This is a genomic window from Bacteroidia bacterium, assembly GCA_041391665.1.
GTDB lineage: Bacteria > Bacteroidota > Bacteroidia > J057 > J057 > JAGQVA01.
Map to the genome: position 1 here is coordinate 1,092,921 of JAWKNO010000001.1, position 23,319 is coordinate 1,116,239.

22 protein-coding genes are annotated in these 23,319 nt (G+C 44.6%); 12 read left to right on the forward strand and 10 right to left on the reverse strand.

Annotation, left to right across the window (positions count from 1 at the left end; all coding sequences use genetic code 11):
* The first annotated feature begins 7 nt into the window (after nucleotides 1–7).
* The 6 genes from R3D00_04550 to R3D00_04575 all read left to right on the forward strand — a co-directional run bounded on the left by R3D00_04550 (nucleotide 8) and on the right by R3D00_04575 (nucleotide 4,952).
* Nucleotides 8–775 (forward strand): SDR family oxidoreductase, encoded by a 768-nt coding sequence (locus R3D00_04550; GenBank protein MEZ4772431.1) that lies wholly within the window; start codon nucleotides 8–10, stop codon nucleotides 773–775.
* A gap of 15 nt (nucleotides 776–790) precedes the next feature.
* On the forward strand, nucleotides 791–1,897 hold the full coding sequence (locus R3D00_04555; protein MEZ4772432.1) for an alanine--glyoxylate aminotransferase family protein: 1,107 nt from the start codon (nucleotides 791–793) through the stop codon (nucleotides 1,895–1,897).
* 99 nt (nucleotides 1,898–1,996) lie between these two features.
* Entirely contained in the window at nucleotides 1,997–3,247 is a 1,251-nt protein-coding gene (locus R3D00_04560; protein ID MEZ4772433.1) for a PAS domain S-box protein, read from the forward strand.
* 2 nt (nucleotides 3,248–3,249) lie between these two features.
* Nucleotides 3,250–3,921, forward strand: coding sequence for a response regulator transcription factor (locus R3D00_04565; protein ID MEZ4772434.1), 672 nt, complete (start codon nucleotides 3,250–3,252; stop codon nucleotides 3,919–3,921).
* Between the two features lie 154 nt (nucleotides 3,922–4,075).
* Nucleotides 4,076–4,366, forward strand: coding sequence for a hypothetical protein (locus tag R3D00_04570; protein MEZ4772435.1), 291 nt, complete (start codon nucleotides 4,076–4,078; stop codon nucleotides 4,364–4,366).
* 115 nt (nucleotides 4,367–4,481) lie between these two features.
* Nucleotides 4,482–4,952, forward strand: coding sequence for a response regulator (locus R3D00_04575; GenBank protein MEZ4772436.1), 471 nt, complete (start codon nucleotides 4,482–4,484; stop codon nucleotides 4,950–4,952).
* A gap of 129 nt (nucleotides 4,953–5,081) precedes the next feature.
* On the opposite strand, the gene R3D00_04580 is transcribed toward R3D00_04575, so the two are convergent.
* The 3 genes from R3D00_04580 to R3D00_04590 form a co-directional block, all read right to left on the reverse strand.
* A complete protein-coding gene (locus R3D00_04580) occupies nucleotides 5,082–6,692 on the reverse strand; it encodes a SulP family inorganic anion transporter (GenBank protein ID MEZ4772437.1) in 1,611 nt (536 codons plus the stop codon).
* Between the two features lie 48 nt (nucleotides 6,693–6,740).
* Nucleotides 6,741–6,965 (reverse strand): hypothetical protein, encoded by a 225-nt coding sequence (locus R3D00_04585; protein MEZ4772438.1) that lies wholly within the window; start codon nucleotides 6,963–6,965, stop codon nucleotides 6,741–6,743.
* Nucleotides 6,966–7,081: 116 nt separating this feature from the next.
* Nucleotides 7,082–7,768: a TetR/AcrR family transcriptional regulator gene (locus tag R3D00_04590; protein ID MEZ4772439.1), complete on the reverse strand. Its 687-nt coding sequence runs from the start codon at nucleotides 7,766–7,768 to the stop codon at nucleotides 7,082–7,084.
* A gap of 180 nt (nucleotides 7,769–7,948) precedes the next feature.
* On the opposite strand from R3D00_04590, the gene R3D00_04595 reads away from it, so the two are divergent.
* The 3 genes from R3D00_04595 to R3D00_04605 all read left to right on the forward strand — a co-directional run bounded on the left by R3D00_04595 (nucleotide 7,949) and on the right by R3D00_04605 (nucleotide 10,311).
* Nucleotides 7,949–9,241, forward strand: coding sequence for a Gfo/Idh/MocA family oxidoreductase (locus tag R3D00_04595; GenBank protein MEZ4772440.1), 1,293 nt, complete (start codon nucleotides 7,949–7,951; stop codon nucleotides 9,239–9,241).
* On the forward strand, nucleotides 9,238–9,819 hold the full coding sequence (locus R3D00_04600) for a Crp/Fnr family transcriptional regulator (GenBank protein MEZ4772441.1): 582 nt from the start codon (nucleotides 9,238–9,240) through the stop codon (nucleotides 9,817–9,819). The genes R3D00_04595 and R3D00_04600 overlap by 4 nt, the downstream gene beginning before the upstream one ends.
* 63 nt (nucleotides 9,820–9,882) lie before the next feature.
* A complete protein-coding gene (locus tag R3D00_04605; protein MEZ4772442.1) occupies nucleotides 9,883–10,311 on the forward strand; it encodes an SRPBCC family protein in 429 nt (142 codons plus the stop codon).
* A gap of 145 nt (nucleotides 10,312–10,456) precedes the next feature.
* Here R3D00_04605 and R3D00_04610 read toward each other — a convergent pair whose 3' ends face one another.
* Together R3D00_04610 and gldA are read right to left on the reverse strand one after the other, a co-directional pair.
* Nucleotides 10,457–10,672 (reverse strand): hypothetical protein, encoded by a 216-nt coding sequence (locus tag R3D00_04610; GenBank protein MEZ4772443.1) that lies wholly within the window; start codon nucleotides 10,670–10,672, stop codon nucleotides 10,457–10,459.
* Between the two features lie 162 nt (nucleotides 10,673–10,834).
* Nucleotides 10,835–11,749: a gliding motility-associated ABC transporter ATP-binding subunit GldA gene (gene gldA, locus R3D00_04615; GenBank protein MEZ4772444.1), complete on the reverse strand. Its 915-nt coding sequence runs from the start codon at nucleotides 11,747–11,749 to the stop codon at nucleotides 10,835–10,837.
* 64 nt (nucleotides 11,750–11,813) lie between these two features.
* Between gldA and R3D00_04620 the strand changes: the two genes are divergently transcribed.
* Nucleotides 11,814–13,616, forward strand: a complete 1,803-nt coding sequence (locus R3D00_04620) for an ABC transporter substrate-binding protein (GenBank protein MEZ4772445.1) — start codon at nucleotides 11,814–11,816, stop codon at nucleotides 13,614–13,616.
* Nucleotides 13,617–13,746: 130 nt separating this feature from the next.
* Here R3D00_04620 and R3D00_04625 read toward each other — a convergent pair whose 3' ends face one another.
* From R3D00_04625 to R3D00_04640, 4 genes are all read right to left on the reverse strand, one after another.
* Entirely contained in the window at nucleotides 13,747–14,322 is a 576-nt protein-coding gene (locus R3D00_04625) for a hypothetical protein (GenBank protein MEZ4772446.1), read from the reverse strand.
* 87 nt (nucleotides 14,323–14,409) lie between these two features.
* Complete coding sequence (locus R3D00_04630; protein MEZ4772447.1) at nucleotides 14,410–15,387, reverse strand: OmpA family protein; 978 nt, start codon at nucleotides 15,385–15,387, stop codon at nucleotides 14,410–14,412.
* Between the two features lie 38 nt (nucleotides 15,388–15,425).
* Nucleotides 15,426–16,055 (reverse strand): response regulator transcription factor, encoded by a 630-nt coding sequence (locus R3D00_04635; protein MEZ4772448.1) that lies wholly within the window; start codon nucleotides 16,053–16,055, stop codon nucleotides 15,426–15,428.
* 60 nt (nucleotides 16,056–16,115) lie between these two features.
* Nucleotides 16,116–19,235 carry a two-component regulator propeller domain-containing protein gene (locus R3D00_04640; GenBank protein ID MEZ4772449.1) on the reverse strand — a complete coding sequence of 1,040 codons (3,120 nt, stop codon included), beginning with the start codon at nucleotides 19,233–19,235 and terminating at the stop codon, nucleotides 16,116–16,118.
* A gap of 278 nt (nucleotides 19,236–19,513) precedes the next feature.
* Between R3D00_04640 and R3D00_04645 the strand changes: the two genes are divergently transcribed.
* Together R3D00_04645 and R3D00_04650 are read left to right on the forward strand one after the other, a co-directional pair.
* Complete coding sequence (locus R3D00_04645; GenBank protein MEZ4772450.1) at nucleotides 19,514–20,902, forward strand: polysaccharide biosynthesis C-terminal domain-containing protein; 1,389 nt, start codon at nucleotides 19,514–19,516, stop codon at nucleotides 20,900–20,902.
* A 4-nt stretch (nucleotides 20,903–20,906) separates the two neighbouring features.
* A complete protein-coding gene (locus R3D00_04650) occupies nucleotides 20,907–22,043 on the forward strand; it encodes a glycosyltransferase (protein ID MEZ4772451.1) in 1,137 nt (378 codons plus the stop codon).
* On the opposite strand, the gene lysA is transcribed toward R3D00_04650, so the two are convergent.
* Nucleotides 22,022–23,281: a diaminopimelate decarboxylase gene (gene lysA, locus R3D00_04655; GenBank protein MEZ4772452.1), complete on the reverse strand. Its 1,260-nt coding sequence runs from the start codon at nucleotides 23,279–23,281 to the stop codon at nucleotides 22,022–22,024. The genes R3D00_04650 and lysA overlap by 22 nt on opposite strands.
* Between the last annotated feature and the right edge of the window lie 38 nt (nucleotides 23,282–23,319).

Sequence of the window (23,319 nt, forward strand, 5' to 3'; positions counted from 1 at the left end):
GTTTAAGATCAGCAATTTGTTTTCAATTGAGGGGAAAGTGGCGCTCGTCACAGGCGGCTCCCGCGGGATCGGTTTGATGATTGCCCGTGCCTATGTGGAAAATGGGGTGAAGGTGTATATTTCCTCCCGGAAGGCAGAAGTATGTGATGCGGTTGCGGCTGAGCTTTCTCAGTCGGGTACCTGTATTTCCCTGCCGGCTGATCTTTCGACCGATGAAGGAAGGAAATCGTTGGTAGCCTCACTGAAAGAAAAAGAAGATTCGCTGGATATTCTGGTCAATAATGCCGGGGCTGTCTGGGCAGCGCCTTTTAAAGATTTTCCTGACAATGGCTACGACAAAACCATGGACATCAATGTCCGTGCGGTATTTTTGCTTACACGCGATCTGTTGCCTTTACTGGAGAAAAATGCTTCTACAATTAATCCCGCCAGGATTATTAATATCGGTTCTATAGATGGATTGCGCGTACCGGAAGTGGACAATTTCCCCTACGCAGCTAGTAAGGCCGCAGTCCACCAACTCACCCGCGTACTGGCGGTAAAACTTGGCCGTAAAGGCATAACGGTCAATGCAATTGCGCCGGGACCCTTTGAAAGTAAAATGACCGAATGGATGCTCGACAATTTTAAGGCGCAGATCGAAGCGCAGTGCCCGCTCAAACGCATCGGGAGTCCTGAAGATATGGCCGGGATGGCGATTTATCTCGCTTCTCCTGCCGGTGCTTATGTCAATGGAACCATTATCCCATTAGACGGTGGAATTCATATCAGTTAAAAACTCAAAGATTGTATGTATAAAGAACTCAACACCCATACCCGTGTTTTAATGGGCCCAGGCCCCAGTGAGGTGCACCCACGTGTACTGAAAGCCATGTCTACTCCCCTCGTAGGGCATCTTGATCCTGATTTTCTGGAAATCATGGATAACATCAAGGCAATGGCTCAAACTACTTTTAAGACTAAAAACCCGCTTACCTTTGTGGTTTCTGCTCCTGGTAGTGCCGGAATGGAGACTTGCCTGGTCAACCTGCTGGAGCCTGGTGATGAAGCGGTGATTTGTGTCCACGGTGTTTTTGGCGGCCGTATGGCTGACATTGCCGAAAGATGTGGGGCAAAAGTGATCCGTGTGGAGGCTCCCTGGGGAGAAGCGATTGATCCGCAGCAGGTGAAAATAGCGCTGGAAAACAGTAAGCCCAAACTGGTTGCTATCGTGCACGCAGAAACTTCTACCGGTGTACTTCAACCCTTGCAGGAAATCAGTCGCATGGTCCACGATGCCGGGGCTTTGTTTGTGGTAGATGCTGTCACCTCTTATTGTGGTACAGATCTTCGGGTGGACGAATGGGGGATTGATGCCATTTATACAGGCACCCAAAAATGTCTGAGTGCGCCTCCCGGAATGTCGCCTGTTTCTTTTAGCGAAAGAGCCGTAGCAGCCCTTGACAACCGCAAAACAAAAGTTCAGAGCTGGTTTATGGATCTTTCCCTGGTAAAAAACTACTGGGCGGGGGCAAAACGCGCATACCATCATACTGGCCCTGTTTCCAATATGTATGCACTATATGAAGCCTATCGTCTCGTACTGGAAGAAGGCCTCGACAAACGATTTGCCCGGCACAAAGCCAATCATTTACTGCTAAAAGAGGGACTTGAAGCAATGGGGTTTGAGTTTCTGGTAAAGGAGGGATTCCGGTTGCCAATGCTCAATTCTGTGCTGATTCCTGAAGGTGTAGATGATGCAGCTGTCAGGAGTCGCCTGCTCAACGAATACAATATTGAAATTGGTGCAGGGCTGGGAGCATTTGCCGGAAAAATCTGGCGAATTGGTCTCATGGGAGAAAGCTCTACCCCTAATCATATCAATATTTTACTTTCTGCCCTGAGGACGATCCTGTAGGTAATCTTTGTTGTATGTAAGGGGAATGCTTTTACATAGTGATGCGGGTTGCTTTTTAGCATGATAACCGCTAACTTTTAAGTAACCCATGGACTGTGTATGAAAAATGCGCTAAAGATTTCCCTTATATATCTGGTTTTTGGTGTAACCTGGATTCTGCTGAGTGATGATCTGACTTTCTATTTGTTTAGAGATAATATGGTTGTGCTTGAAAATGTACAACATTTGAAAGGTGTTTCATTTGTTTTAATCTCGGCGATATTGGTATTTCTACTTACCAATACGGTGATTCAGGCGCTCACAAAGCAAAAACTGATTGAGGTAAAAGCAATAGAAGATCTGGGCAAATCGGAAAAAAAATTCCGTTTATTGTTTCATAGAACCCCTTTGCCGGTACTGATTTTTGACAAAGAGCACATGCGATTCCTGGAGGTCAATGAGACAGCGACTAAAAAGTACGGTTATTCGAGGGACGAGTTTCTTGCTATGGAAATATGGGATATTTTCAAGCCGGAGGCAAGAACCGAAAATATGAAGGCTTTTTTTCTGGAAAATATCCATGCCATTGAAAAAGGAGACTATGCTGAAAATATTTCCATACATCGCACCAAGAAGGGAAGTTTTTTTGAAGTGAAGGTAGTATCTTATTCTCAATCCTATCTGGGTAAACCGGTGGTTTTTAGCAGTGTTCTGGATATTTCACAAGAAAAAGTAACGGAACAGCGCATAATCAATGAGGTAATTAAGGCAACAGAAGAAGACCGGGAACAAATTTCCATGGAAATCCATGATAATCTGATCCAGATTTTGGGTATGGCCAGTATGTATCTGAAAAATCTGGTTTATGATATCGACGAATTAAAGACCTCTACCAAATATCAGCATGCTTTGAAACATCTGAATACCGGAATTGACCTTAGCAGATCGATTTCTCATAAACTCATGCCCAAGTCAATTCTTGACTTTGGACTTATTCCGGGTATTACAGAAATGATAGAGGAGTTCCAGGTATTATATCCCATTTCCGTCAACTTTACTTATGAAGGGGAGGCCGAGCTCAGCCAGGAATTTACAATCAATATATTCAGAATCGTACAGGAGGCGCTCAATAATGTTCAAAAACACGCTGAAGCAAGTAACGTAGATATCCGCCTTTTTCTGGTCAAACCCGATATCAAGATGGAAATCATCGATAACGGTAAAGGATTTAAAGAAACGGAAGTTGCACACTTAACCCAGGGTATTGGACTTCGAATCATGCACAACCGCGCACTTCAGATGAACGGCTTTTTTTCTATTCATTCCAAGATCAATGAAGGAACCAGTTTGAAGTTTATTATCCCCATTTAGATATGGAAAAGTCAACAATCATCAAAATATTTATTGCAGATGACCATAATGTAGTTCGGGAAGGGATTCGCTACCTGCTTGATGAAAATAATGATTTTTTGGTCTGTGGGGAAGGCGAAAATGGAATAGATACCCTGACCAAAATTGCGTCAATGGACGAAATGCCTGATTTGGTTCTGATGGATATCAATATGCCCAAAATGGATGGGATTGACTGTACGGCTCAACTATCTGCAACATATAATATCCGTATAAAAGTGCTGGCTCTTACCATGGTAAATCAGGGACTCTATATCCGGAAGATGATTCAGGCAGGTGCTTCCGGTTATATTCTGAAAGATTGCGATAAAGACGAATTATATAAGGCGATACATATGGTTTATGAAGGGGGTACATATTTTAGCGCCCAGGTAGGTCAAACCGTCATGAATGAAATGTCCAACCTTAACAGACCCGCCTCTTCGATTGACCAGAATGTTTTGACGAAACGTGAAATAGAAGTACTTCAGTTAATAGCAAAAGATCTCAGCAATCAGGAAATTGCCGACAAACTCTTTATCAGTATCCGTACCGTAGAATCCCATAAACAAAACCTGCTTCTCAAGACAGGAACCCATAGCGTAGCCGGCCTTATAATGTATGGCATTCGTAATAAACTCATTGATCCCGATTGAATCCGTAAATCACGCAGAAAACATTTGGTTGATTTACGGATTTCTTTGAATGCGACTTTTGGCATATTTGGATATAGATCAAATAGTCATGATTCTCCTTTTTATCGGTAATAACAAAGAGATACTGTCCGCATTCTCAGAAAATATTGAGCATATGGATACGATTATTATTTCCTCCAATTTACCCGATGAAATTGTGAAAAAATATAAGTCCTTGAATCAGGATATAAAACTGATGATTCTGGATATAAATACTTACAAAAATTCGATTCCTGAGAAAATCCTAATATTGTCAAAGCATTTTCCTCATACCGAACTATGGGCAATTTACGACTCCCGGAGTACCGGGTTAAAAGAGGAGTTATTTCGATTGGGGTTTAGTAAAATTATTTCTTACAACGATAACCTTCCGCAAATTATCGCTGAATCAGATCTTCGTCAGTGATTTACGTAGTTATCGAATTGGTTGGATTACGGATAAATATACCACCGATTTTGGGGAATATTATGGTGTTGAAATGTTATAAAGACCAATATCTGCAACAGCTAACGACGCAAATATGACCCTATACTTGAATAACGATTCTGTTGAAGGCCCCCAAAGGGATTATATTCTTGTCATTGAGGATTCGCCTTCAGATGTACGCTTGCTCAAATATTGCCTGGATAATCAGGGTTTCCCGGGTGATATTCATGTGTGTAATTACGGCAAGGCTGCAATAGATTTTTTATTTGGAAATACCCGCATGTATCCGAGGCTTATTTTAATGGATATCAGGTTACCGGACATAAACGGTCTGGAGCTGTTTCGTAAATTAAAGTCGCATCCTGATCTTGCAGATACTTACATGATTATCTGGACGGGCCAATACTCAGAAGTTGAAGCCCGACAATGTGAAGAGTTGGATGTAGTCGAATATTTTGAGAAGCCGCTTGATATGGGTGTACTAAGCAACTTTGCTTCCCGTCTTACCTATGAATGGGCAAAAATCTGCAATGGGCAAAAGTTTGAACTAAAGAGTAACCGCTGATAATTAGTGAAATAAAAACTGAGTATCCCAAAAATGAAATACTCAGTCATCATACCACTATTTACTACTATATACTACTATCAATTAACCTTATGCAGGAAGTATAACTTTGGGAAGAATCATATTGTTTTACCTGGATGGTTCTTTTTGGGAAATTGCAGTGTGAAACTGGTATCTGTGATCAGTTCTCTCTTTTTGATGCAATCCCACAATGGTCAACTCAATACCCTTGTGTTTGGCATTTTCCCTGAAATCTTCAATAATTTCAATGACATCTCTGTCGATATTAATAGATCTTGAAGCATCAATCACAACATGGGTTTTGGGGGGAATCGTATGTAGGGTATTGAGAATAGCAGCCTTGTTGATAAACGTAACCTCCTGCGCCAGTTCCAGCCTGAAATGCGTTTCGTCTTCCTTCTGAGGAGAGAAGAAAAATGGCGTTTTGTAGTTGTTAAATAAAATATAAAACACTGCGATGACCATTCCCAAAGCAATCCCTATCAGTAAATCGGTAAAAACAATCCCAAGAATCGTTACAATAAAAGGGACAAACTGCCCCAGGCCCAACTGATACATTTCTTTGAATATGGCAGGCTTGGCCAGTTTATAACCCACCATCAGCAAAATTGCTGCAAGACTTGCCAGCGGAATCATATTTAGCCAAAGCGGTATAGCCATGGCCGATATCAGCAATAATATGCCGTGGAAGAAAGCCGCGGCTTTTGTTTTTCCGCCAGACTGAATATTAGCCGAACTTCTCACAATCACCTGGGTGATTGGCAATCCGCCTATAAGCCCTGAAATAATATTGCCAATCCCCTGAGCCTGAAGCTCCCGGTTGGTGGGAGTAACCCTTTTGTAAGGGTCAAGTTTGTCTGTCGCTTCTACACATAATAAGGTCTCCAGGCTCGCCACAATCGCCATGGTAATGCCGATAATATAAATTTCTTTATTCCCAAGCTGGGAGAAATCGGGAAAAGTAAATTGCCCCAAAAACCCTGAAAATGAATCCGGAACAGGTATTTCAACAAGATGTTGAGGGTCAATCGCTAATGTCTCGTTCCCGCTAAAAAGCAAGTTCAGACCTATACCTGTCAGTACAGCTACCAGCGGCCCCTGAATCAGTGTGGTAAATTTTTGCCTTTTCATAAAGGGCTGTTCCCATATAATCAACAGCGCCAACGATACCATCGCAATAACGACTGCGCCGGGTGTTATTCCATTGAGCATATAAAACAGCTCAGACAAGGTATTGTGCCCATCTGCCTGGAAAAATTCAAAATCACCTTCCAGGTCCTGATCATAACCCAAAATATGGGGAATCTGCTTCAATATGATTACAATACCAATACCTGAAAGCATACCCTTGATCACAGAAGTAGGAAAGTAATAGCCAATAATTCCCGCCCGCGCAAACCCCAATATCAACTGGATAATACCAGCGATTACTACTGCCAGCAAAAACTTCTCAAAAGCACCCGGCCCCAGATCCTGAATCGCAGTGAAGACGATGACTGCAAGTCCTGCAGCAGGTCCGCTTACGCCCAGTGGAGAACGACTAACCAGGGCGACAACTGTGCCTCCGACTATTCCTGCAATAATACCCGCAAATGGCGGCGCACCAGAAGCTAGTGCTATCCCCAGACAAAGTGGCAAAGCGACAAGAAATACAACCAGCCCAGCCGGCAGATCATCTCTCCAATGACCCAACAGACCATCCTTATGAAATGGATTCATTATTTGTTTGTTAGAATAAAAAAATTGAAAAAATAGAAGGGGAATTATTTAGGAAAGGGCTTCCGGAGGAGGTAAAATAATTTCGGAGAAATACCCGGAGTACCAGACGGACGCAGTGTCGGCGTAAAAAACAATCAGTGCGCGGGGTTGTAATAGTGTCTGGTGGTAATAGAAAAAATGGTCGGTTTCTGTTTTTTCGTCTGCTCCGTTGTTTTCTCCGTCAACTGGCTGTTCAATTTCAGCAGAAGTAACGGATTGTGCATGCAGGGACAATAAAATTTCTATTGCTGGCCTGAAAAGGAATATAGAAATCCCTAATACAAAAAAAAGCGCTGAGACTTTGGTTTGTTTAATAGCGAAAATTTGAGCGATATGTCTGTAGAAAACCGTCAACTTTTATCTTTTCTAATCATACTAAAAACCATTTCTGTATAAAACCGGGTGATTATTCCGGCGTCATTTTGGGTATCTGTTACTGATGGCAGATGGTCTGAAAAAAACTTCTGTAAATGTGCTCCCTCAATTACGGAAGAAATCAGCATATGTGGAAATTCAAATGAAGGATTTATATCCAATACCATCTGGCTGATTCGGTTTACCAGCCGCTTATAACCGGCAAAATATCCTTCGCGGTTCTCATCATCCACTTCTTTGGTAAGATAGGTTTTGGCTGCTTCTGCCACTACAATCCGGTCAAGCAGTACTTCATTGATGTAGTTATCTCCCGAGTTTTCGGTAATGGTTTCTGTAACAATTTCAATGGCCTTTTGCAGCTTGTCTTCCGGCAAGGGAATGTTCACGGTCGCAAATACCAGCCGGTATTCCATCCATCCCCAGTACCAGCAGGTAAGATACAACAACAGCTTGTGTTTATTTTCAAAATACCGGTAAATGGTGCTTTCGGGCGAACCAGTTTTTTCTCCCAGTTTTTTGAAAGAAAACTTCTCAAAACCGATTTCATGGATCAATTCGACGGAATGACGGATAATATCATTTCCCAACCGGGAAGAATCGGGGTCTTTCAGGTACAGGCCGTTGTGAACGGTAATCTTTATTTGAGAAAATAAATCTTTCATCGGATTCTTCCTGTGAGGTCGTCGAAAAAGGGTGTCTAACAAATGTAATAGTAACACTTGTATTTATGCAAATGTTTATCATCAAATGGTCTGTATTCCGGCATCATTGGCTGTGTTTTTTTATGGGTCTTGCAGATTCAAACTTTTTTGTAACTTATTCCCCATAAATACTACTGACTCATGAATCGCAGATCCTTTCTCAAAACAACCGCCGCCGCCGGTGTCACTTATTCAGCCTTACCGCTGATATCAGCCCTTCGCCGTACCACGAAGTATCGCCTTGCGCTGATTGGCAGTGGCTGGTGGGGCATGAATATCCTTCGCGAAGCCATCGCCTTCGGCGATTGTAAGGTCGTCGCAGTCTGCGACGTGGACCGCCGTCATCTCGACGCCGCTGTCACCGAAATCAATACCCTCAACGGCGACCGCCCCAAAGCCTACGGCGATTACCGCGAAATGCTCAAAAAAGAAAAACCGGAAATCGTCATCGTCGGTACCCCTGACCACTGGCATGCGCTATGCGCCATTGCGGCCATCGAAAGTGGTGCCCACGTTTATGTCGAAAAACCGATCAGCCATACGATCAACGAGGGGAAAGCGATGGTCGCTGCCGCCCGAAACCACAACCGCGTGGTGCAGGTTGGTACACACCGCCGTGTCTCCCCACATAATATTTCCGCCCGTGAATTTATCCAGCAGGGAAAAGTAGGCAAAATCAGCGAGGTCAAATGTTTTGTCAACTACGGCCAAAACGCAGGTACCAAAGCTCCCGATGCCGAACCACCCAAAGAACTGGACTGGGATATGTGGTGTGGCCCGGCTCCGCTCCGGCCTTACAACCCCGGCATTCACCCCAAAGGCTTCCGTAATTATGTCGAATACGCCAATGGCACCATCGGCGACTGGGGCATCCACTGGTTTGATCAGGTGTTGTGGGTAATGGAAGAAAAATACCCCAAAACGGTCTTTTCTACCGGAGGAACTTTTGTGAAAGAAAACGGCATCAACGCGCCCGATACTCAGATGGCTGTCTTCGGATTTGAAAATTTTACGATGACCTGGGAGCATAAGCTATGCGCCCCCAATGCCAATGAAGATCACAATGTAGGTTGTTATTTTTACGGCACAGAAGGCACTTTCCATATCGGCTGGCTCGATGGCTGGACCTTTTACCCGGCAGATAAAAAGAAGGAGAAAATCAATTTCCCGCCCACCCTTCACCAGCCCGATGCTCAGAATATCAAAGAACTCTGGGCAGACTTCATGGATTCGATCGAAAACAACCGCCGCCCGGTTTGTGATATTGAAATCGGCCACCGTTCCACCAGTGTGAGTCTGCTTGCTATGCTTTCCTATAATCTCGGTCGCAGTGTGATCTGGGATGGGGAAAAAGAAATGGTAGTAGGAGATGACGAAGCCAATAAACTCCTATACCGCGACTATCGCGGCGAATGGAAATATCCGGGGATGTGACCTACGAACTAGAAAAATATATCCAATCGTATTTTGGTATTCCCAAAAACGATGTTGAGCGGATTATCTCCTTTTTCCGAAAGGAAGAACTGAAGAAAAATGACTTCTTCCTGAAAGCAGATAGCTATTCCGACAGGCTGGGATTTATTGAATCGGGGATTGTGCGCGAGTTTCTGAATGCGGATGGAAAGGAAGTAACCAAATGGATTTCTTCGCCAGGATACTTTGTGGTAGATCTGGCGAGTTTTCTGTTTGACAAACCCGCCCGCTGGAATCTTCAGGCGCTGACAGACTGTGAGCTACATGTTATCTGTAAATCTGACTATGATAAAATTGGTCAGCTAGTACCTGCCTGGCAGGAGTTGGAGAAACTGTTTATCGCCCGTTGTTTTACCATTCTGGAAGAGCGGATTGTCACCCATTTATCTCTGACTGCAGAAGCGCGCTATGAGATGTTTTTTCAGTTTGCCCCGGGTTTGTTTAACCAGGTTCCGCTTCAGTACCTGGCTTCCATGCTGGGCATGACTCCCGAAACTTTCAGCCGTATCAGAAAAAAACTGGCGGAAAAAACTTCTTGATATTTGTCAAGAGAGCTGATTTCTGAGAGGCCGACCTTTACCTTATACTTAACAACAAGGTAAATGAAAGTCAATCAACAAGCACCTGTATTTCAGGAAGCACAAATTCAGATTCAGGTTAGCCCTGAAAAAGTATGGTCTGTTTTGACCAATATCAGCAACTGGACCAACTGGAATCCCAAAATCACGCGGTCCGAAATGAGTGAAAAGCCCGTTGTTGGCGCAAAATTTCGCTGGACGGTCAACGGCGCAAAAATCAAGTCGGTTTTACACACCGTGGATATTGGTAAAACCTTTGGATGGAGCGGTACAACCTTTGGTGGCTCGGCGATACACAACTGGCATCTCGAAAGCAAAAATGGCGGTACTCAGGTAAGGGTGGAAGAAAGCATGGAAGGCTGGCTGGTCGCCTTATTCAAATCCAAAATGAACAACGACCTGAAAAAAGACATGGTCTTTTGGTTGGAGCAATTAAAACATGAATGTGAGTAGAGCCAGATAATTATCTGGCTCATGATAGGTCAGATAATTATCTGGCTCATAACAGGTCAGATGATTATCTGGCTCATAACAGGTCAGATGATTATCTGGCTCATAACAGGCCAGATAATTATCTGGCTCATAACAGGCCAGATAATTATCTGGCCCTACAGTTAATCTTTAATTTTTGGGAAATCCATTCCAAATTTAGAGCAATGAGCACGGCAGGCCCGACAACGACCAGGCTTCGGAGCATTGCTTGCCATATTGGGACATTCATATAATGCTCCGGATCCATTTTAGCAATGACAAGGTAAAAAACCCCTGTACTAAAGGCCAATAAACCAATGGTGAGAATAATTTTTTTTGCCATAGCTGTGGATTTGACTTACCCTAAATATGGTAAAAAAATATTTTCTCTCCCAAAATGCATAATTGCGCCAAACACATAAAGACCTCCAATGTCAACTGGTTTGAAAGTCGAATAATTTATTTTTGGAGAAAAGGGCTTCCCATAGAGAGTAAAAATCCCGCCCTACCTCGTCAAACGCCGGAAGGCGTCTTCAAGGGTAAACGTCTGTTTGCTCATGGAAAGGATCACATTATTTTGTTTTACACAAGTCTGGAAAAGCTCCCGGCGAATGTCGGTGTGAACCGCTGCATGAATGTGAAATTCGGTAGGCGAAATGCCTTCCACAGATTTTACCCCTTCCATCTTTTCTATCGCCGAAAAGTCAAACCCCGGCGTTTCAAACTCTACGCGAATCAGGGTTTCGTCTTCGGCAATGTTGCGGATATTGGCGGTGGCTTCGTCGGCTACCATTTTACCGCGGTTGATGATGATGACGCGGTCGGCAATGGATTCTACTTCAGGGAGAATATGGGAGGAAAAAATGACGGTTTTGTCTTTGCCAATCTCTTTGATCAGGTTGCGGATATCGACAATCTGGTTGGGGTCGAGCCCGCTGGTGGGTTCGTCCAGGATGAGCACCTCCGGATTGTGGATCAGCGCCTGACAAAGCCCCACGCGCTGGCGGTAGCCTTTGGAAAGCATGCCGATTTTTTTGTGCTGCTCGCGGCCCAGGCCCGTCATTTCGATGACTTCGGCAATGCGCTGCTGTTTTTGCGGGCCGGTAATCTTGTAAATCCGCGCCACAAAGTCGAGAAACTCCTGCACATACATGTCGAGGTAGAGCGGGTTGTGTTCAGGTAAATAGCCCACACGTTTGCGGATTTCCAGCGGGTGGTCGAAGATATTAAAATCACCAAGAGTAACGGTTCCGCTGTCAGGCTGGAGGAAGCACGTGATGATTTTCATGGTGGTGGTTTTCCCCGCGCCGTTGGGGCCGAGGAAGCCGAGGATTTCCCCCGGATTTACCGCAAAAGAAAGATCATCGACCGCCCTTTGGGTGCCGTAGATTTTGGTGAGATTCTGAATTGTGATGGGCATGCGTGGATGTTTGCAATAAAAGACTCAACAATTTTCGTATTTTGGATGAATATTACAACAAGCTATGAGATTGAGAGCATTTTGTTTTTTCACACTGATTATTTCTGCCTTTCTGTTTGTCGGTTGTGAGTCCGGCAGAACTCAGGAAACCGAAGCTCCCGGAGATTATATCGAAAAAGATGGAAAGGTCTATTATCGCGGCGAAAAGAATAACGATGTAGTTGTTCATATTTCCTCCGAACCGCCGTCTCTTCATCCGACCAATGCGCGGACGAATGCGCGCAACCTGATCCTCGAACTGGTGTTTCAGCGGCTCCTGGCGCTGGATATGACCTCTGGAAACCTTATGCCCGAGTTGGCCGCTTTACCTGAAAGATCGGCCGATGGCCTCACTTATACCTTTGACCTTAATCCTAAAGCTGCCTGGCCTGACGGAAAACCGATTACGGCTGAAGATGTATTATTTTCCGTGAAAGTGATGGCTGCCCCATTGGTCGATAACCTAAACCAAAAAGGATATATAGAATTCCTCAAAGACCTTCGTATTGACCCTGAAAATGATCACCGTTTTCAGGTAGAAATGAAGGAATATTATATGCACAATGACAACTTTGGGATTTATACGTTTATCCTTGATTCGCGCATTTATGACCCGGGAAACAAACTGGGCAAATATACCCTTACCCAACTGCTTGAAGAAGCAGAAAGCATTTCACAGGAAACGGATCTGATCGCATGGGCAGAAACCTTTAACGCACCCCGTTTTGGTACGGATGTGGCAACTTTCCAGGCCGGCTCCGGACCCTATAAAATGGAAGAATGGATTACCGAACAGCAGATTGTCCTTACCCGCAATGAAAGCTATTGGGGAAAAGGTCTGCCAGGGTACAACCACAGTCAGAATCCGGACCGGATTATTTTTAAAATTGTTCGCGACGACAACTCTCTCGAATTGCAGATCAAACAGCAGGAAGTGGACGTGAGTACCCAGCTGACTACCCAAATTTATGAAAACCTCAAATTGAGTGAGGTGGCAAATGAAAATTACCATATCGGTATTACGCCGCGTGATTCGTATGCATTTATTTTGCTCAACAACCGCCCGGACGGGATTGGCTCAAAAAAATATTTTGACGACAAGCGGACGAGACAAGCCCTGGCTTATGCAATACCGATTGCAGATATCATTGCTGATATTTATCCCAATACAGCCAAACAGACCATTTCTCCGGTTCCAATGGCCAACAGTGATTACAACAACAATATAAAACCATTTCCCTACAACCCTGACAAAGCCCGTAAATTGCTGGAGGAAGCCGGATGGAAGGATTCTGACGGTGACGATATTCTCGACAAAGTGATCGATGGCGAAAGGGTAAAATTTAGTTTTACGCTGATGTATCCGCCCAGCGACCAGGCTTTGGACGATTTTATTCAGCGTATCAAAAATGCGCTTGGAGAGGTTGGTATCAATTGTATTCCCGATCAGAAGGCAATGGGTGCCGCCGTGCCGATGATTCGTTCGCAAAACTTCGATGCACTCGTTATGGCCTTGTCCTCACCATCTTTGGCCTATGACTTTAAGCAGATGTTTTACTCCACCAACTGGCCGGAAGGAGACAATTTTTTTGGGTTTAACAATGCCGAGGCCGACGACCTGATCGACAAAGCCCGTGTCGAACAAGACCCAAAAAGACGCAAGGAAATGGTGGACCGGATTCAGGAAATTCTGTATGACGAACAGCCCTGTACATTTTTGTTTAATCCAACCCAAAAAATCGCCATTCACAAGCGGTTTAACCATGGCGAAATGTACCCCATTGGCGACCACGTGATTTTAAACCAGCTGGAAGTGATCAGGGAATAAGTGTCGATCTATATATAAATCGAAATTTTGCATCTCCCTGGCACGCCTGGCGTATGCTTTACGGATATACCAGGGACTACCATGACTAGTTTTCCGAATCTGAAATTGCCCCGGGTGGCACAGCGTATAACTACAACCCCAGCGAAACTCCCGCGCTGATTGTACCAAATGTTGTAATCCCCGTTTCTACAAAAGGGGCAATATTAGGTTTGATATAATATTTTGCGCCGAGTGAAGGACCGAAACGCAATCTGGTTTTGAGTCTTGTACCGCCATTTGGCAGCGGACCTTCTTTTGCGCGATAGACCACGTTTTCATAGGAAAGAAAAGCCGTGGCATAAAAGTCCCATTTGCCTGTATTTAATTCTCTGGAAGCTAATTGTTCAATCAGTGGCATAAAGCGGTAGGAAACGCGCCCCCCTACATTGATGACATGCCAGTTGTAGGCATAGCTGATTACGCCTCCATATTTAAAGCGCGAATAGGAGATGAATGGCCCAAAACTGAGTTCGTCAGTCAATCCATATTCCGCCTGCACAATGACCGGGAGGCTGAATGTGGTATAGTTGCCGTAGTTGCCAAACCCACCGATACCAATGGCCGGGCTTATGGTAAAGTCTCTGACTGCGTGGTTTTGCGCCTGTGAGATATTTGCATTCAGCACCAAAAGGCTGAAAAGTAGTATGGGGAAAAACCGGATATTCATGATTATCAATACGTTTGCTGTGGTAAATGTCTGTTGTTGTTACAAAGACATACGATTTTTCCCAAAGGTGGCTTCACAAATGTAAAGTTATTTTTCCACCAACTCTACCCGCCGGTTTTTCTCTCTTCCTTTGTCGTTTTTATTGGTGAATACCGGAACCAGCATCCCTACGCCGTGTGGTTCAAGTCGTGTTTGGGCGATACTGTACTGATTCACGAGCGCTTTTACTACGGCATTTGCTCGGTCTTCGGAAAGTTGTTGATTGTAAGCGAATGTGCCTTTGGCGTCGGTATGTCCTACCACATAGAGGTTGAGCTGCGGACGGGCTTTCAGGAGTTTGGCGATTTCATCGAGTGCGGGTTTGGATTCAGGCTTGAGGGTGGCTTTATCAAAATCAAAATAAATCCCGTAAATCGCCACTTTTCCATACAAGTCGATATCGCGTCCCATCGCATCGGCATCCAGGGAAACCAATCCACCTTCCATTTCATCTTCCTCAATGATATCGATGAGAAATACAAATTCATTGTGCCGGTATAAATGTCCACCTACAACAATATAGACTGTGCCTCCGGGGCGTTTGAGTTTTGCTGCGATATAACATGAGCCGCCCGAATCAGACGATCCCTGGTGGAGTTTGATCCCCGAATTGGTGGGGTAGGGGTTGGGAATGTAGGCAGTGCCCAGCCAGGTTCCTCCCCCGACGTCTTTTTTTACATTTCGCTCTTCAAATACACCTTTGGCGAGAACTTCAAATCCTGCTTTTTCTATGGCTTGCAAATAGTTGCGATAGACTTCTGTGAGGGTTCTTTCGGCATGGAGTTCATAATAGCGGCGATAGATTTTGCCTTCGGTTTCGATCCAGTCGTCGATTTTTCGATAGCCGGTTTCGGGGCCGGTGGCGATTTTGTATTCGGCAAAATTTTGTTCTTCGCACCAGGTGAGTACTGAAGCCGGATACCGCGTGATGAGCGGGTGATCTTCACAGCCGGCGGCGTCTTGTTGGGCAAAAGTAAAAGTGGATTTCAGGAGAAAAAATAGGATGAGCGTGCAGAATTTGTTCATGGCAGTTAGTTTTTGTTATATAGGTTTGTGTGTTTGTCTCAGACCAGCCGGTCTTTTAATGCCTTTCGCACAGCTTCAGCGCGGTTGTGGACGTGCAGTTTTTTGTAAATATTTTTGATATGGGCTTTGACCGTATTTGTGCTGACAAATATCGCTTCTGCAATGGTCTTGTAATTTTCTCCGTTGCACAGCATGCGCAGTACTTCGGTTTCTCTTTCACTCAGAGGTGATTTCCCAATATTGTGAAAAGAATTTACGATCCGGCGTGCTATATGTGCACTCATGGGCGAACCGCCACTGTGCGCTTCCTGAATCGCCTTCAACAATTCTGCCGGAGGCGTCTCTTTGAGGAGGTAACCCGTAGCCCCTGCGCACAGAGACTCAAAAACAGATTCATTGTCTTCCTGAATTGTCAGCATGACGATGTTCATGTCGGGCATTTTCTCCTTTAGTTTTCGCACACATTCAATCCCTGACATGCCGGGAAGTTCGATATCCATCAGTACAATATCGGGCCGGTAGTCGGGTATGCCCAACAGTGCGGATTCTGCATCTTCGAATACCAGGTTGCAGGTAAAACCCGGAGAATTGTCAATGATCAATTGAAGAAGTTGCCGGATTTCGTGGTCGTCTTCTACAAGCGCTGTATGGATGATCGGAGTTTTCATACTCAAAGGTAATTTGTGAAAAGGCCTCCTGCTATTACCCAAAAGGGTGATTTTATCGGGTTATTCTGTAATTTTTTTTATGAAAGTTATGGCAGTTCCCAATCCGGGTGTTCCTTCGATATTCAGGGTAGCACCTGACTCTTCTGCCCGCGATCGCATATTGTGAAGGCCGTTTACCCGCAAAAGGTTATTCGGATCAAATCCCAGGCCGTCATCGGTCAACCTGACTACCAGCTCATTTTCTTTGCCGATAAAAGCAGCAAACCTCATTGTGTGAGCCTGTGAGTATTTCAGGCTATTGTTCATTGCCTCTTTAAATATCATCAGCAGATTGCGGCGGGTGGTGAGGTCAAGCCGAAGATCATATGATTCGGGTATCTCGTTCTGGAAATGAAAATCTATTCCAGAATGTTCCAGCAGGGTATCTCCAAATTGTTTGATCCGCACTAACGTGGCCGAAAGCGAATCGTGTTTGGGATCCAGTACCCAGATAAAATCGCGCATACCGGAGGAGAGCTCTTTCAGATTTTCTTCCACGCGGTTGAGGTATTCTGTCATCTGTGGATTTTCGGTTGACTGCTGTTTCATCAGGCCGGTGTAGAGCGAGATTTTGGTAAGTTTGTTGCCTGCTTCATCATGGAAGTCGCGGGAACTCCGCGCTCTTACATTTTCTCGTTCTTCCAGCTTTGCTTTTTCTATCAGTGACTGTGTGCGCATTTGTCTGCGGACTTCTTCCGTGCGATAACGAATAAATCCTGTAATCGCCAGCCCTGCCATCAGCAAATACAGTGCATACGCCCACCAGGTTTTCCACCAGGGAGGACGAATGAGCAACCGCACGGATGTTCCGGCTTCATTCCAACCCCCATCATTATTGGAACCTTTTACATGAAAGGTATAGGTTCCCGGGTCGAGATTGGTATAGGTCGCTACACGGTTGGATGCATCTGTATAAGTCCATTCTTCGTCAAATCCATCCATCTTGTAGGCGTATTTATTTTTCTCGGGTAAATGATAATTGAGCGCTGTAAACGAAAAAGACAATACCCGCTGCTGGTAGTTTAGTAGAATTTCCCGGGTGAACAAAATTGACTGTTCCAGCATAAAATCATGAGAACGCACGTAAGGGGCAACTCTGCCTGTCAGTACCGGATCATTAAACAAGCGAAAGCCTGAAATAACTACCGGAGGGATAAAGTCATTGTCACGGATTTTTGTGGGGTCAAAATATACCATCCCCTTATCCGAGCCGAAATACAGGATACCCTTCTGGTCTTTGTAACAAGCGCGGGAGACAAACTGGTCGGAAGGCAGGCCATCTCTGGCAAAATAATTTTTAAATGTCTCTGCTTTAGGGTCAAATTTTGAAATCCCTTTGTTGCTGGATATCCAGAGATTCCCTTCATCGTCTTCGAGAATACCGCGCAAAAATGCATTGCTCAGCCCGTTTTTTTCATTGTAAGAGCGGATAAAACCTTTTCCGGGTTCAAACAGGTGAAGCCCGGTCTCTGTTCCGACCCATATTTCCTTGTTTTTTGCCCGGTGTAAATATTTAATCACTTCATTTTTATAGCCAGCCCCAAGGTTTTGTTTGTGGTAAGTCCGGGTAGTTTTGTCAAAAGCAAACAGTCCTAACTGGCTGCCAATAAGCAGGGAGTCCTCTCCTAAAGAGATAATATGAACGAAATGATTGGCTGAGTCAAAAGGGCAGGTTTCGATGGAATCTCTGTCCGGGTGAATCGTCATAATCCCTCTGTAGCTTGGAATCCAGACCTGGTCGTTTTTGTCAATAAATAATCCGTAGGATTTTTGTGTGCCAAGCGCGCCAGGATCGTTGGGTTTATAGGTGAAATGGCGGAAAACAGGCGAATTTACATCTTCTGTACGGGAAACAGAGCCATTACATGATATATATAGCCTGCCTCTTTTGTCAATAGAGATATCATTTACAAGCGGAGCAAATAATTCTCCCGGTGCCGAAAAATGTCTATATTCTCCAGAAATAACATCTATCCGGGTCAACCCTTGTTCTGTACTTATCCAGAGATTTCCTTTTGGGTCTTTTTCAATGGCTCCGACAACTGCGTTTGGCAGACTCTGTGGATTATCGGGGTTATGACCAATAATCTGGAAAGGATATACATGGCCGGGCAACATCGTAATGCCTTTTTCTGTCCCGACCCAGAGATTTCCTGCGCGATCTTCGCAAAGTGCAAATACTACTCCGGATGGGAGGTTTTTATTGATGATTTCTCCATTTTTATATTGAAATAATCCCCCATATGATCCCAGCCATAAATTCCCATTGTGATCAAAAATCAGTTTCCGTATGCGGTTGGCAGCTATATTTTCAGGATATGGGAGTGTGTAGTGCTGGCTAAAATGCACCTGCCCTTCAGCGGTATCTGTTTGTGCCAAATAGGTGATCTGCTGAAAGCCTCCGGGTTGCTGCCCTGTCCAGAGTGTGCCATCTGGGGCGGTGGTAATGTCATTCACAATTCCAGGATTGGGTCTTTCTGCCAACCCCGGCCAATGAAGGTAGTTTTTGAAGGTACGATTTTTTTTGTCAAACCGGAGCAGCCCGCTGGTAGTGCCCACCCACAGATATCCTCGCTCATCTTCTCCAATTGTAAAAATGCTTTTGATCTGTCCGCCGGGGTCTTCGGGTTTGTTGATGTGCCGGATGAATGAAATATTTCCCGCTGCATCTTTTACTACCTGATTTAACCCGCGGGAAGTTCCCACCCAGATGGTGCCTTCTTGATCCTCAAACAGGGAAATTACTTCGTCGGAGCTAATGGTCGTTGAGTCATGGGCGTCGTGCCGGTATCGGTAAAAAACTTCTTTCCCCGCATCATAACAATTGAGCCCACCGCGAAGGGATGCGATCCAGAGTTTGCCCTCGCGATCTTCCATGATATCGTAAAGATTATTGTTGCTGATGGAAGTCGAATCTTCCTGATCATGCCGGAAGGTGGTGAAATGATACCCGTCAAAACGATTCAGACCGTCTGAGGTAGCGACCCAGATAAATCCCTGATTATCCTGAAAGATATCTCTGATTGTATTTGACGAAAGGCCGTGTTCGGTAGAATAGTTTACAAATTGTTGCCCCAAAATATTTGAGCAAATCTGCAGGAAACCGGCTATCAGCAGATATATCTTGATCGTGCTTTGCATTTGCTAAAGTTACAAAGCCCTTAGCATTTTACGAAATATGGGATTTGGGAGAAATGGAATCTATGATTTCCCTAAAATGATCCGAAGAATATTGGATTTCTGATTCAATCAGTAAGGATTATAAGAAAAAGATACATTACTTCCCGAGATTTTTATTCAAAGGACGCGTCTTTGCACGCGCGGTTGAATCCTCCGGATTTTAAATTACTAACAAAAAATTTGCTTTTCTTTGGCAGGTAAACCGACAGCCTATTAAATCTCTCTTTGCAAATATCGGAATTGTTGTTTTGCTAAATCTCCTGATCAAGCCAGTATGGCTGCTCATTGAGATGGAAGTGCAAAACCAGGTAGGTCATACAGACTGGGGGTTATACTCCGGACTGTTTTCTTTTGGGTTTTTGTTTATCGCTTTTTCAGATATGGGGGTAAGCCAGTATATCACGAAGACTCTGGCTTCAGACCGTGGACTGCTGCATTCCTACTTTCCCAATCTCCTGACATTCAAACTGGTTATCAGCATATTTTATCCTTTTATTCTGGTGGGGTTGGGATGGCTGATGGGCTATGATACGCATGAACTGTATTTTTTACTCCTCCTCTGTCTGGTTCATGCAGGAAACCAGCTTATGGCTTATTTCCGGGCAGGATTTCAGGCTTTACAGCAATTTACCCTCGATGGGATACTCTCTGTCTTTGAACGAGTAATCTTGATGATTCTGGTCGGCTATTTATATATGACCAGCCTGAATATCGAACGGTTTATTTATATCCGGGTATTAACGGCTTTGCTGGGAAGTGCTGTATTTTACTTCCTCTTTGTGTGGTTGCATGGCTGGATTAAACCCAAAATGGATACGAAGCTGATCCGTCAGGTACTGAAGCTCAGTTTCCCGTTTGCTATGATGACGATCCTTTATTCAGTCCACGACAAGGTCGATCAGGTCATGTTGCTAAGAATCGGTGGTGCAAAAGAGAATGGATTGTATGCCGGGGCTTACCGCTGGCTGGATGCATTCAGTATGTATATGTGGACGGTTCTTCCTATATTTTTTGCACGTTTTGCTTATGTTATCAAAGACTTTAAGGCGCAGGAGAGATTACTGCATTTCGGGCAGGTGATTGTTGCCCTGCCCATGGTTTTTGTCAGTGTATTCGTTTTTTTCTATGGAGAGAAGTTGCTCTTTCTGTTTGGAAAGAGTTCGGCAGCGGAAATCACGGTTATGAGTGCCTGCCTTCGGGCGTTGTTTGTAGCGGTTTTATTCAACGGAATATTTGCCATATTCAGCACCCTGCTTACCTCAACGGATCACGAAAAATTTGTGAATCGCCTGGCGGTATTCAGCATATTGATCAACGTGATTCTCAACTGGATTTTTATCCCGGCTTACGGCGCTGTTGCATCTGCATGGACAACGGTAGCCAGCTACGCTTTTTTGGATATCGCCTATGTATTTTATATACGCAAATATATTCCGGTAAAAATCCCCTGGATACAAATGGGGAAAATTGCTTTGGCTGGCATATGTACTGCAGGAATATTTTTTCTTTTCGGTAAAACTTCGCTGGAATGGTATTGGACGACCCTTATCGCCGGTGTCGGACTGGCGGCATTCAGCATACTTTCCGGACTGATTTCCCTTAAAAAAATCAAAACATTTACGGTATAATTGTATGGCCCGTATCTGTCATCTTACCCTATTAAATCCTGCTACTCATACGCGGATTTTTGCCAAAATCGCCCGATCACAACTGGCGCTGGGACACGAGGTAATGGTGGCCGGTCAGGACGAATCCCCTCATCCATATCTCTGTCAGGGTGTCACCATTTTTCCACTAAAACCCTTTCGAAGGCTGTCTCCTCAACGGATATTGGCCCAGATTCGCATTTTGAGAACTGCCGTCCGGGCCAGGGCGCATCTTTATACGATTCATACTCCTGAGCTGATTTTTGTTGCGCTTTTTTTACGGTGGTTTCGGGGAGCAAAAATCATTTACGACGTTCACGAAGATTATGCTGCCAATATCCGCTATGGCAAACATTACCCCGCCTTTCTGAAATATCTGCTTGCTGGTGGTGTGCGGTTTATCGAAAAACGATTTGTCAGCCAGACCGATGCCATCAGTTTTGCGGAAGCGTGTTATGCGGGAATATTTGATGAACCAAAGGGAAAACGATTTTTTCTGCGAAATAAATTTCAGATGTCTGTCCCCCTGGCTGACTCAGAATCCCTTGTTCCCCCATTTCCCTACCTCCTCTATACTGGTACCATCGCAGAAGACTGGGGAATATTTGAAACAATCGCGTTGTGGAAAAAAATGAACCAGGTACAGCCGATAAATCTGGTCGTAGCCGGACATAGCCAGGATTTCAGGGTATTGCAGAAACTGGAAAGAATGGTAGCTGAATCTGGATTGGAAAACCAGTTTACCCTCATCGGTGGTGAAAAATATGCCGCCCACAGTGTGATTCTTTCGTTGATTAAAAACTGTACTTTTGGCACGGCCCTTTACCGGATGGGCGTTCATATCAGCGGGAAAATCCCCACAAAGTTTTACGAATATATGGCATTCGGGAAACCCCTTGTTTTCACTTCTGATCCTTACTGGAATGGGTTAAACCAACAGATGGAATTTGGGGTTCCTTACGATGATGTGACAGATATTTCCGCCCTTCTGGAGGCCATTGCAGAGAAAATCGCAAATCCCGAACCTCACCGGAAGGAAGATTTTCACTGGTCCGGAGAGGAAGGGGAATTGCGAAAAATGCTCTTATTCGTGCTGGAAAATCAGAATTCGAGTTCGACCTGATTGCGCATAATATCGTCGAAGGATTCGCGCTTACGGATGAGTTTTGCTTCCCCGTCGATGATCAGCACTTCCGCCGGGCGGTAACGGGAATTGTAGTTAGAACTCATGGTAAATCCATAAGCACCCGCATTTCGGAGACAGAGAATATCCCCTTCGCGCACTTCATTGAGTTTGCGGTCCCATGCAAACGTATCCGTTTCGCAGATATATCCGACGATGGTATAAATCCGAAGAATGCCTTCCGGGTTGGATACATTAAAAAGCTCATGGTGCGAGCCGTACATCATCGGGCGAATGAAATGATTGAGACCGGAGTCCATTCCTACAAAAACCGTCGATGGCGTTGGTTTGATCACATTCGTACGCATAAGAAAAAAGCCCGATTCGCTGACCATATATTTACCAGGTTCAAACCAAACCTCTACTTCTTTCCCGTATTCTTTGGTGAATGCAGCATAAGCTGTGCGGAGCTTTTCGCCTATTTCTTCAATATCAGTAATGATATCGCCCTCTTTATACCCGACTTTAAATCCACTGCCAAAATCAAGGAAATCCAGATCTTTGAACTCATGGGCAAGATCAAACATGATCTCAGCACTTTGCACATAAGATCTGGCGTCGAGAATATCAGATCCTGTATGAACATGAAGTCCGGAAACACGGATACCTGCGGCTTCCACAATTCGCTGTACATGACGTCGCTGGTAAACAGAAATGCCAAATTTGGAGTCAATATGACCTACGGAAATTTTGGTATTTCCACCGGCGAAAATATGCGGATTAAAGCGAATCGCGCAGGGAACGGTACCGCCAAATTCATTACCAAACTGCTCAAGAATGGAGATATTATCAATATTAATGACAACCCCCAGTTTTACGGCAGCTTTAATCTCTTCAAAAGAAACACAATTGGGGGTATAGATAATATCTTGAGGGGCAAAACCAGCTTTAAGCCCCAGGCGAACTTCCTGATAAGAGACGGTATCGAGGCCACCACCCAACTGTTTTATCAGCTTCAGGATATTGATATTGCTTAATGCCTTGACAGGGTATTTGATTTTGCAGTTTAACCCTTCAAACGCCTTGACCATACTATTGTATTTTCGGCGAATGACTGCGGCATCATATACATACAATGGAGAGCCAAACTCCTGGCAGATATCCAGCAGGTCTAACCCCTGAATTTTGTAGCGCCCGTCTATCAACGCTAACTCCTGAGACTGTTCTGAAGCGGACATTTTGTGATTATGAATTAATGAATGGTGAAAATTAAATT

Bases quoted from the DNA above. Each gene is read 5' to 3' on its own strand.
- R3D00_04555 (MEZ4772432.1), top strand. From the start codon at position 791: ATGTATAAAGAACTCAACACCCATACCCGTGTTTTAATGGGCCCAGGC.
- R3D00_04560 (MEZ4772433.1), top strand. From the start codon at position 1,997: ATGAAAAATGCGCTAAAGATTTCCCTTATATATCTGGTTTTTGGTGTA.
- R3D00_04565 (MEZ4772434.1), top strand. From the start codon at position 3,250: ATGGAAAAGTCAACAATCATCAAAATATTTATTGCAGATGACCATAAT.
- R3D00_04570 (MEZ4772435.1), top strand. From the start codon at position 4,076: ATGGATACGATTATTATTTCCTCCAATTTACCCGATGAAATTGTGAAA.
- R3D00_04575 (MEZ4772436.1), top strand. From the start codon at position 4,482: ATGACCCTATACTTGAATAACGATTCTGTTGAAGGCCCCCAAAGGGAT.
- R3D00_04580 (MEZ4772437.1), bottom strand. From the start codon at position 6,692: ATGAATCCATTTCATAAGGATGGTCTGTTGGGTCATTGGAGAGATGAT.
- R3D00_04590 (MEZ4772439.1), bottom strand. From the start codon at position 7,768: ATGAAAGATTTATTTTCTCAAATAAAGATTACCGTTCACAACGGCCTG.
- R3D00_04595 (MEZ4772440.1), top strand. From the start codon at position 7,949: ATGAATCGCAGATCCTTTCTCAAAACAACCGCCGCCGCCGGTGTCACT.
- R3D00_04605 (MEZ4772442.1), top strand. From the start codon at position 9,883: ATGAAAGTCAATCAACAAGCACCTGTATTTCAGGAAGCACAAATTCAG.
- R3D00_04610 (MEZ4772443.1), bottom strand. From the start codon at position 10,672: ATGGCAAAAAAAATTATTCTCACCATTGGTTTATTGGCCTTTAGTACA.
- gldA (MEZ4772444.1), bottom strand. From the start codon at position 11,749: ATGCCCATCACAATTCAGAATCTCACCAAAATCTACGGCACCCAAAGG.
- R3D00_04620 (MEZ4772445.1), top strand. From the start codon at position 11,814: ATGAGATTGAGAGCATTTTGTTTTTTCACACTGATTATTTCTGCCTTT.
- R3D00_04625 (MEZ4772446.1), bottom strand. From the start codon at position 14,322: ATGAATATCCGGTTTTTCCCCATACTACTTTTCAGCCTTTTGGTGCTG.
- R3D00_04630 (MEZ4772447.1), bottom strand. From the start codon at position 15,387: ATGAACAAATTCTGCACGCTCATCCTATTTTTTCTCCTGAAATCCACT.
- R3D00_04635 (MEZ4772448.1), bottom strand. From the start codon at position 16,055: ATGAAAACTCCGATCATCCATACAGCGCTTGTAGAAGACGACCACGAA.
- R3D00_04640 (MEZ4772449.1), bottom strand. From the start codon at position 19,235: ATGCAAAGCACGATCAAGATATATCTGCTGATAGCCGGTTTCCTGCAG.
- R3D00_04650 (MEZ4772451.1), top strand. From the start codon at position 20,907: ATGGCCCGTATCTGTCATCTTACCCTATTAAATCCTGCTACTCATACG.
- lysA (MEZ4772452.1), bottom strand. From the start codon at position 23,281: ATGTCCGCTTCAGAACAGTCTCAGGAGTTAGCGTTGATAGACGGGCGC.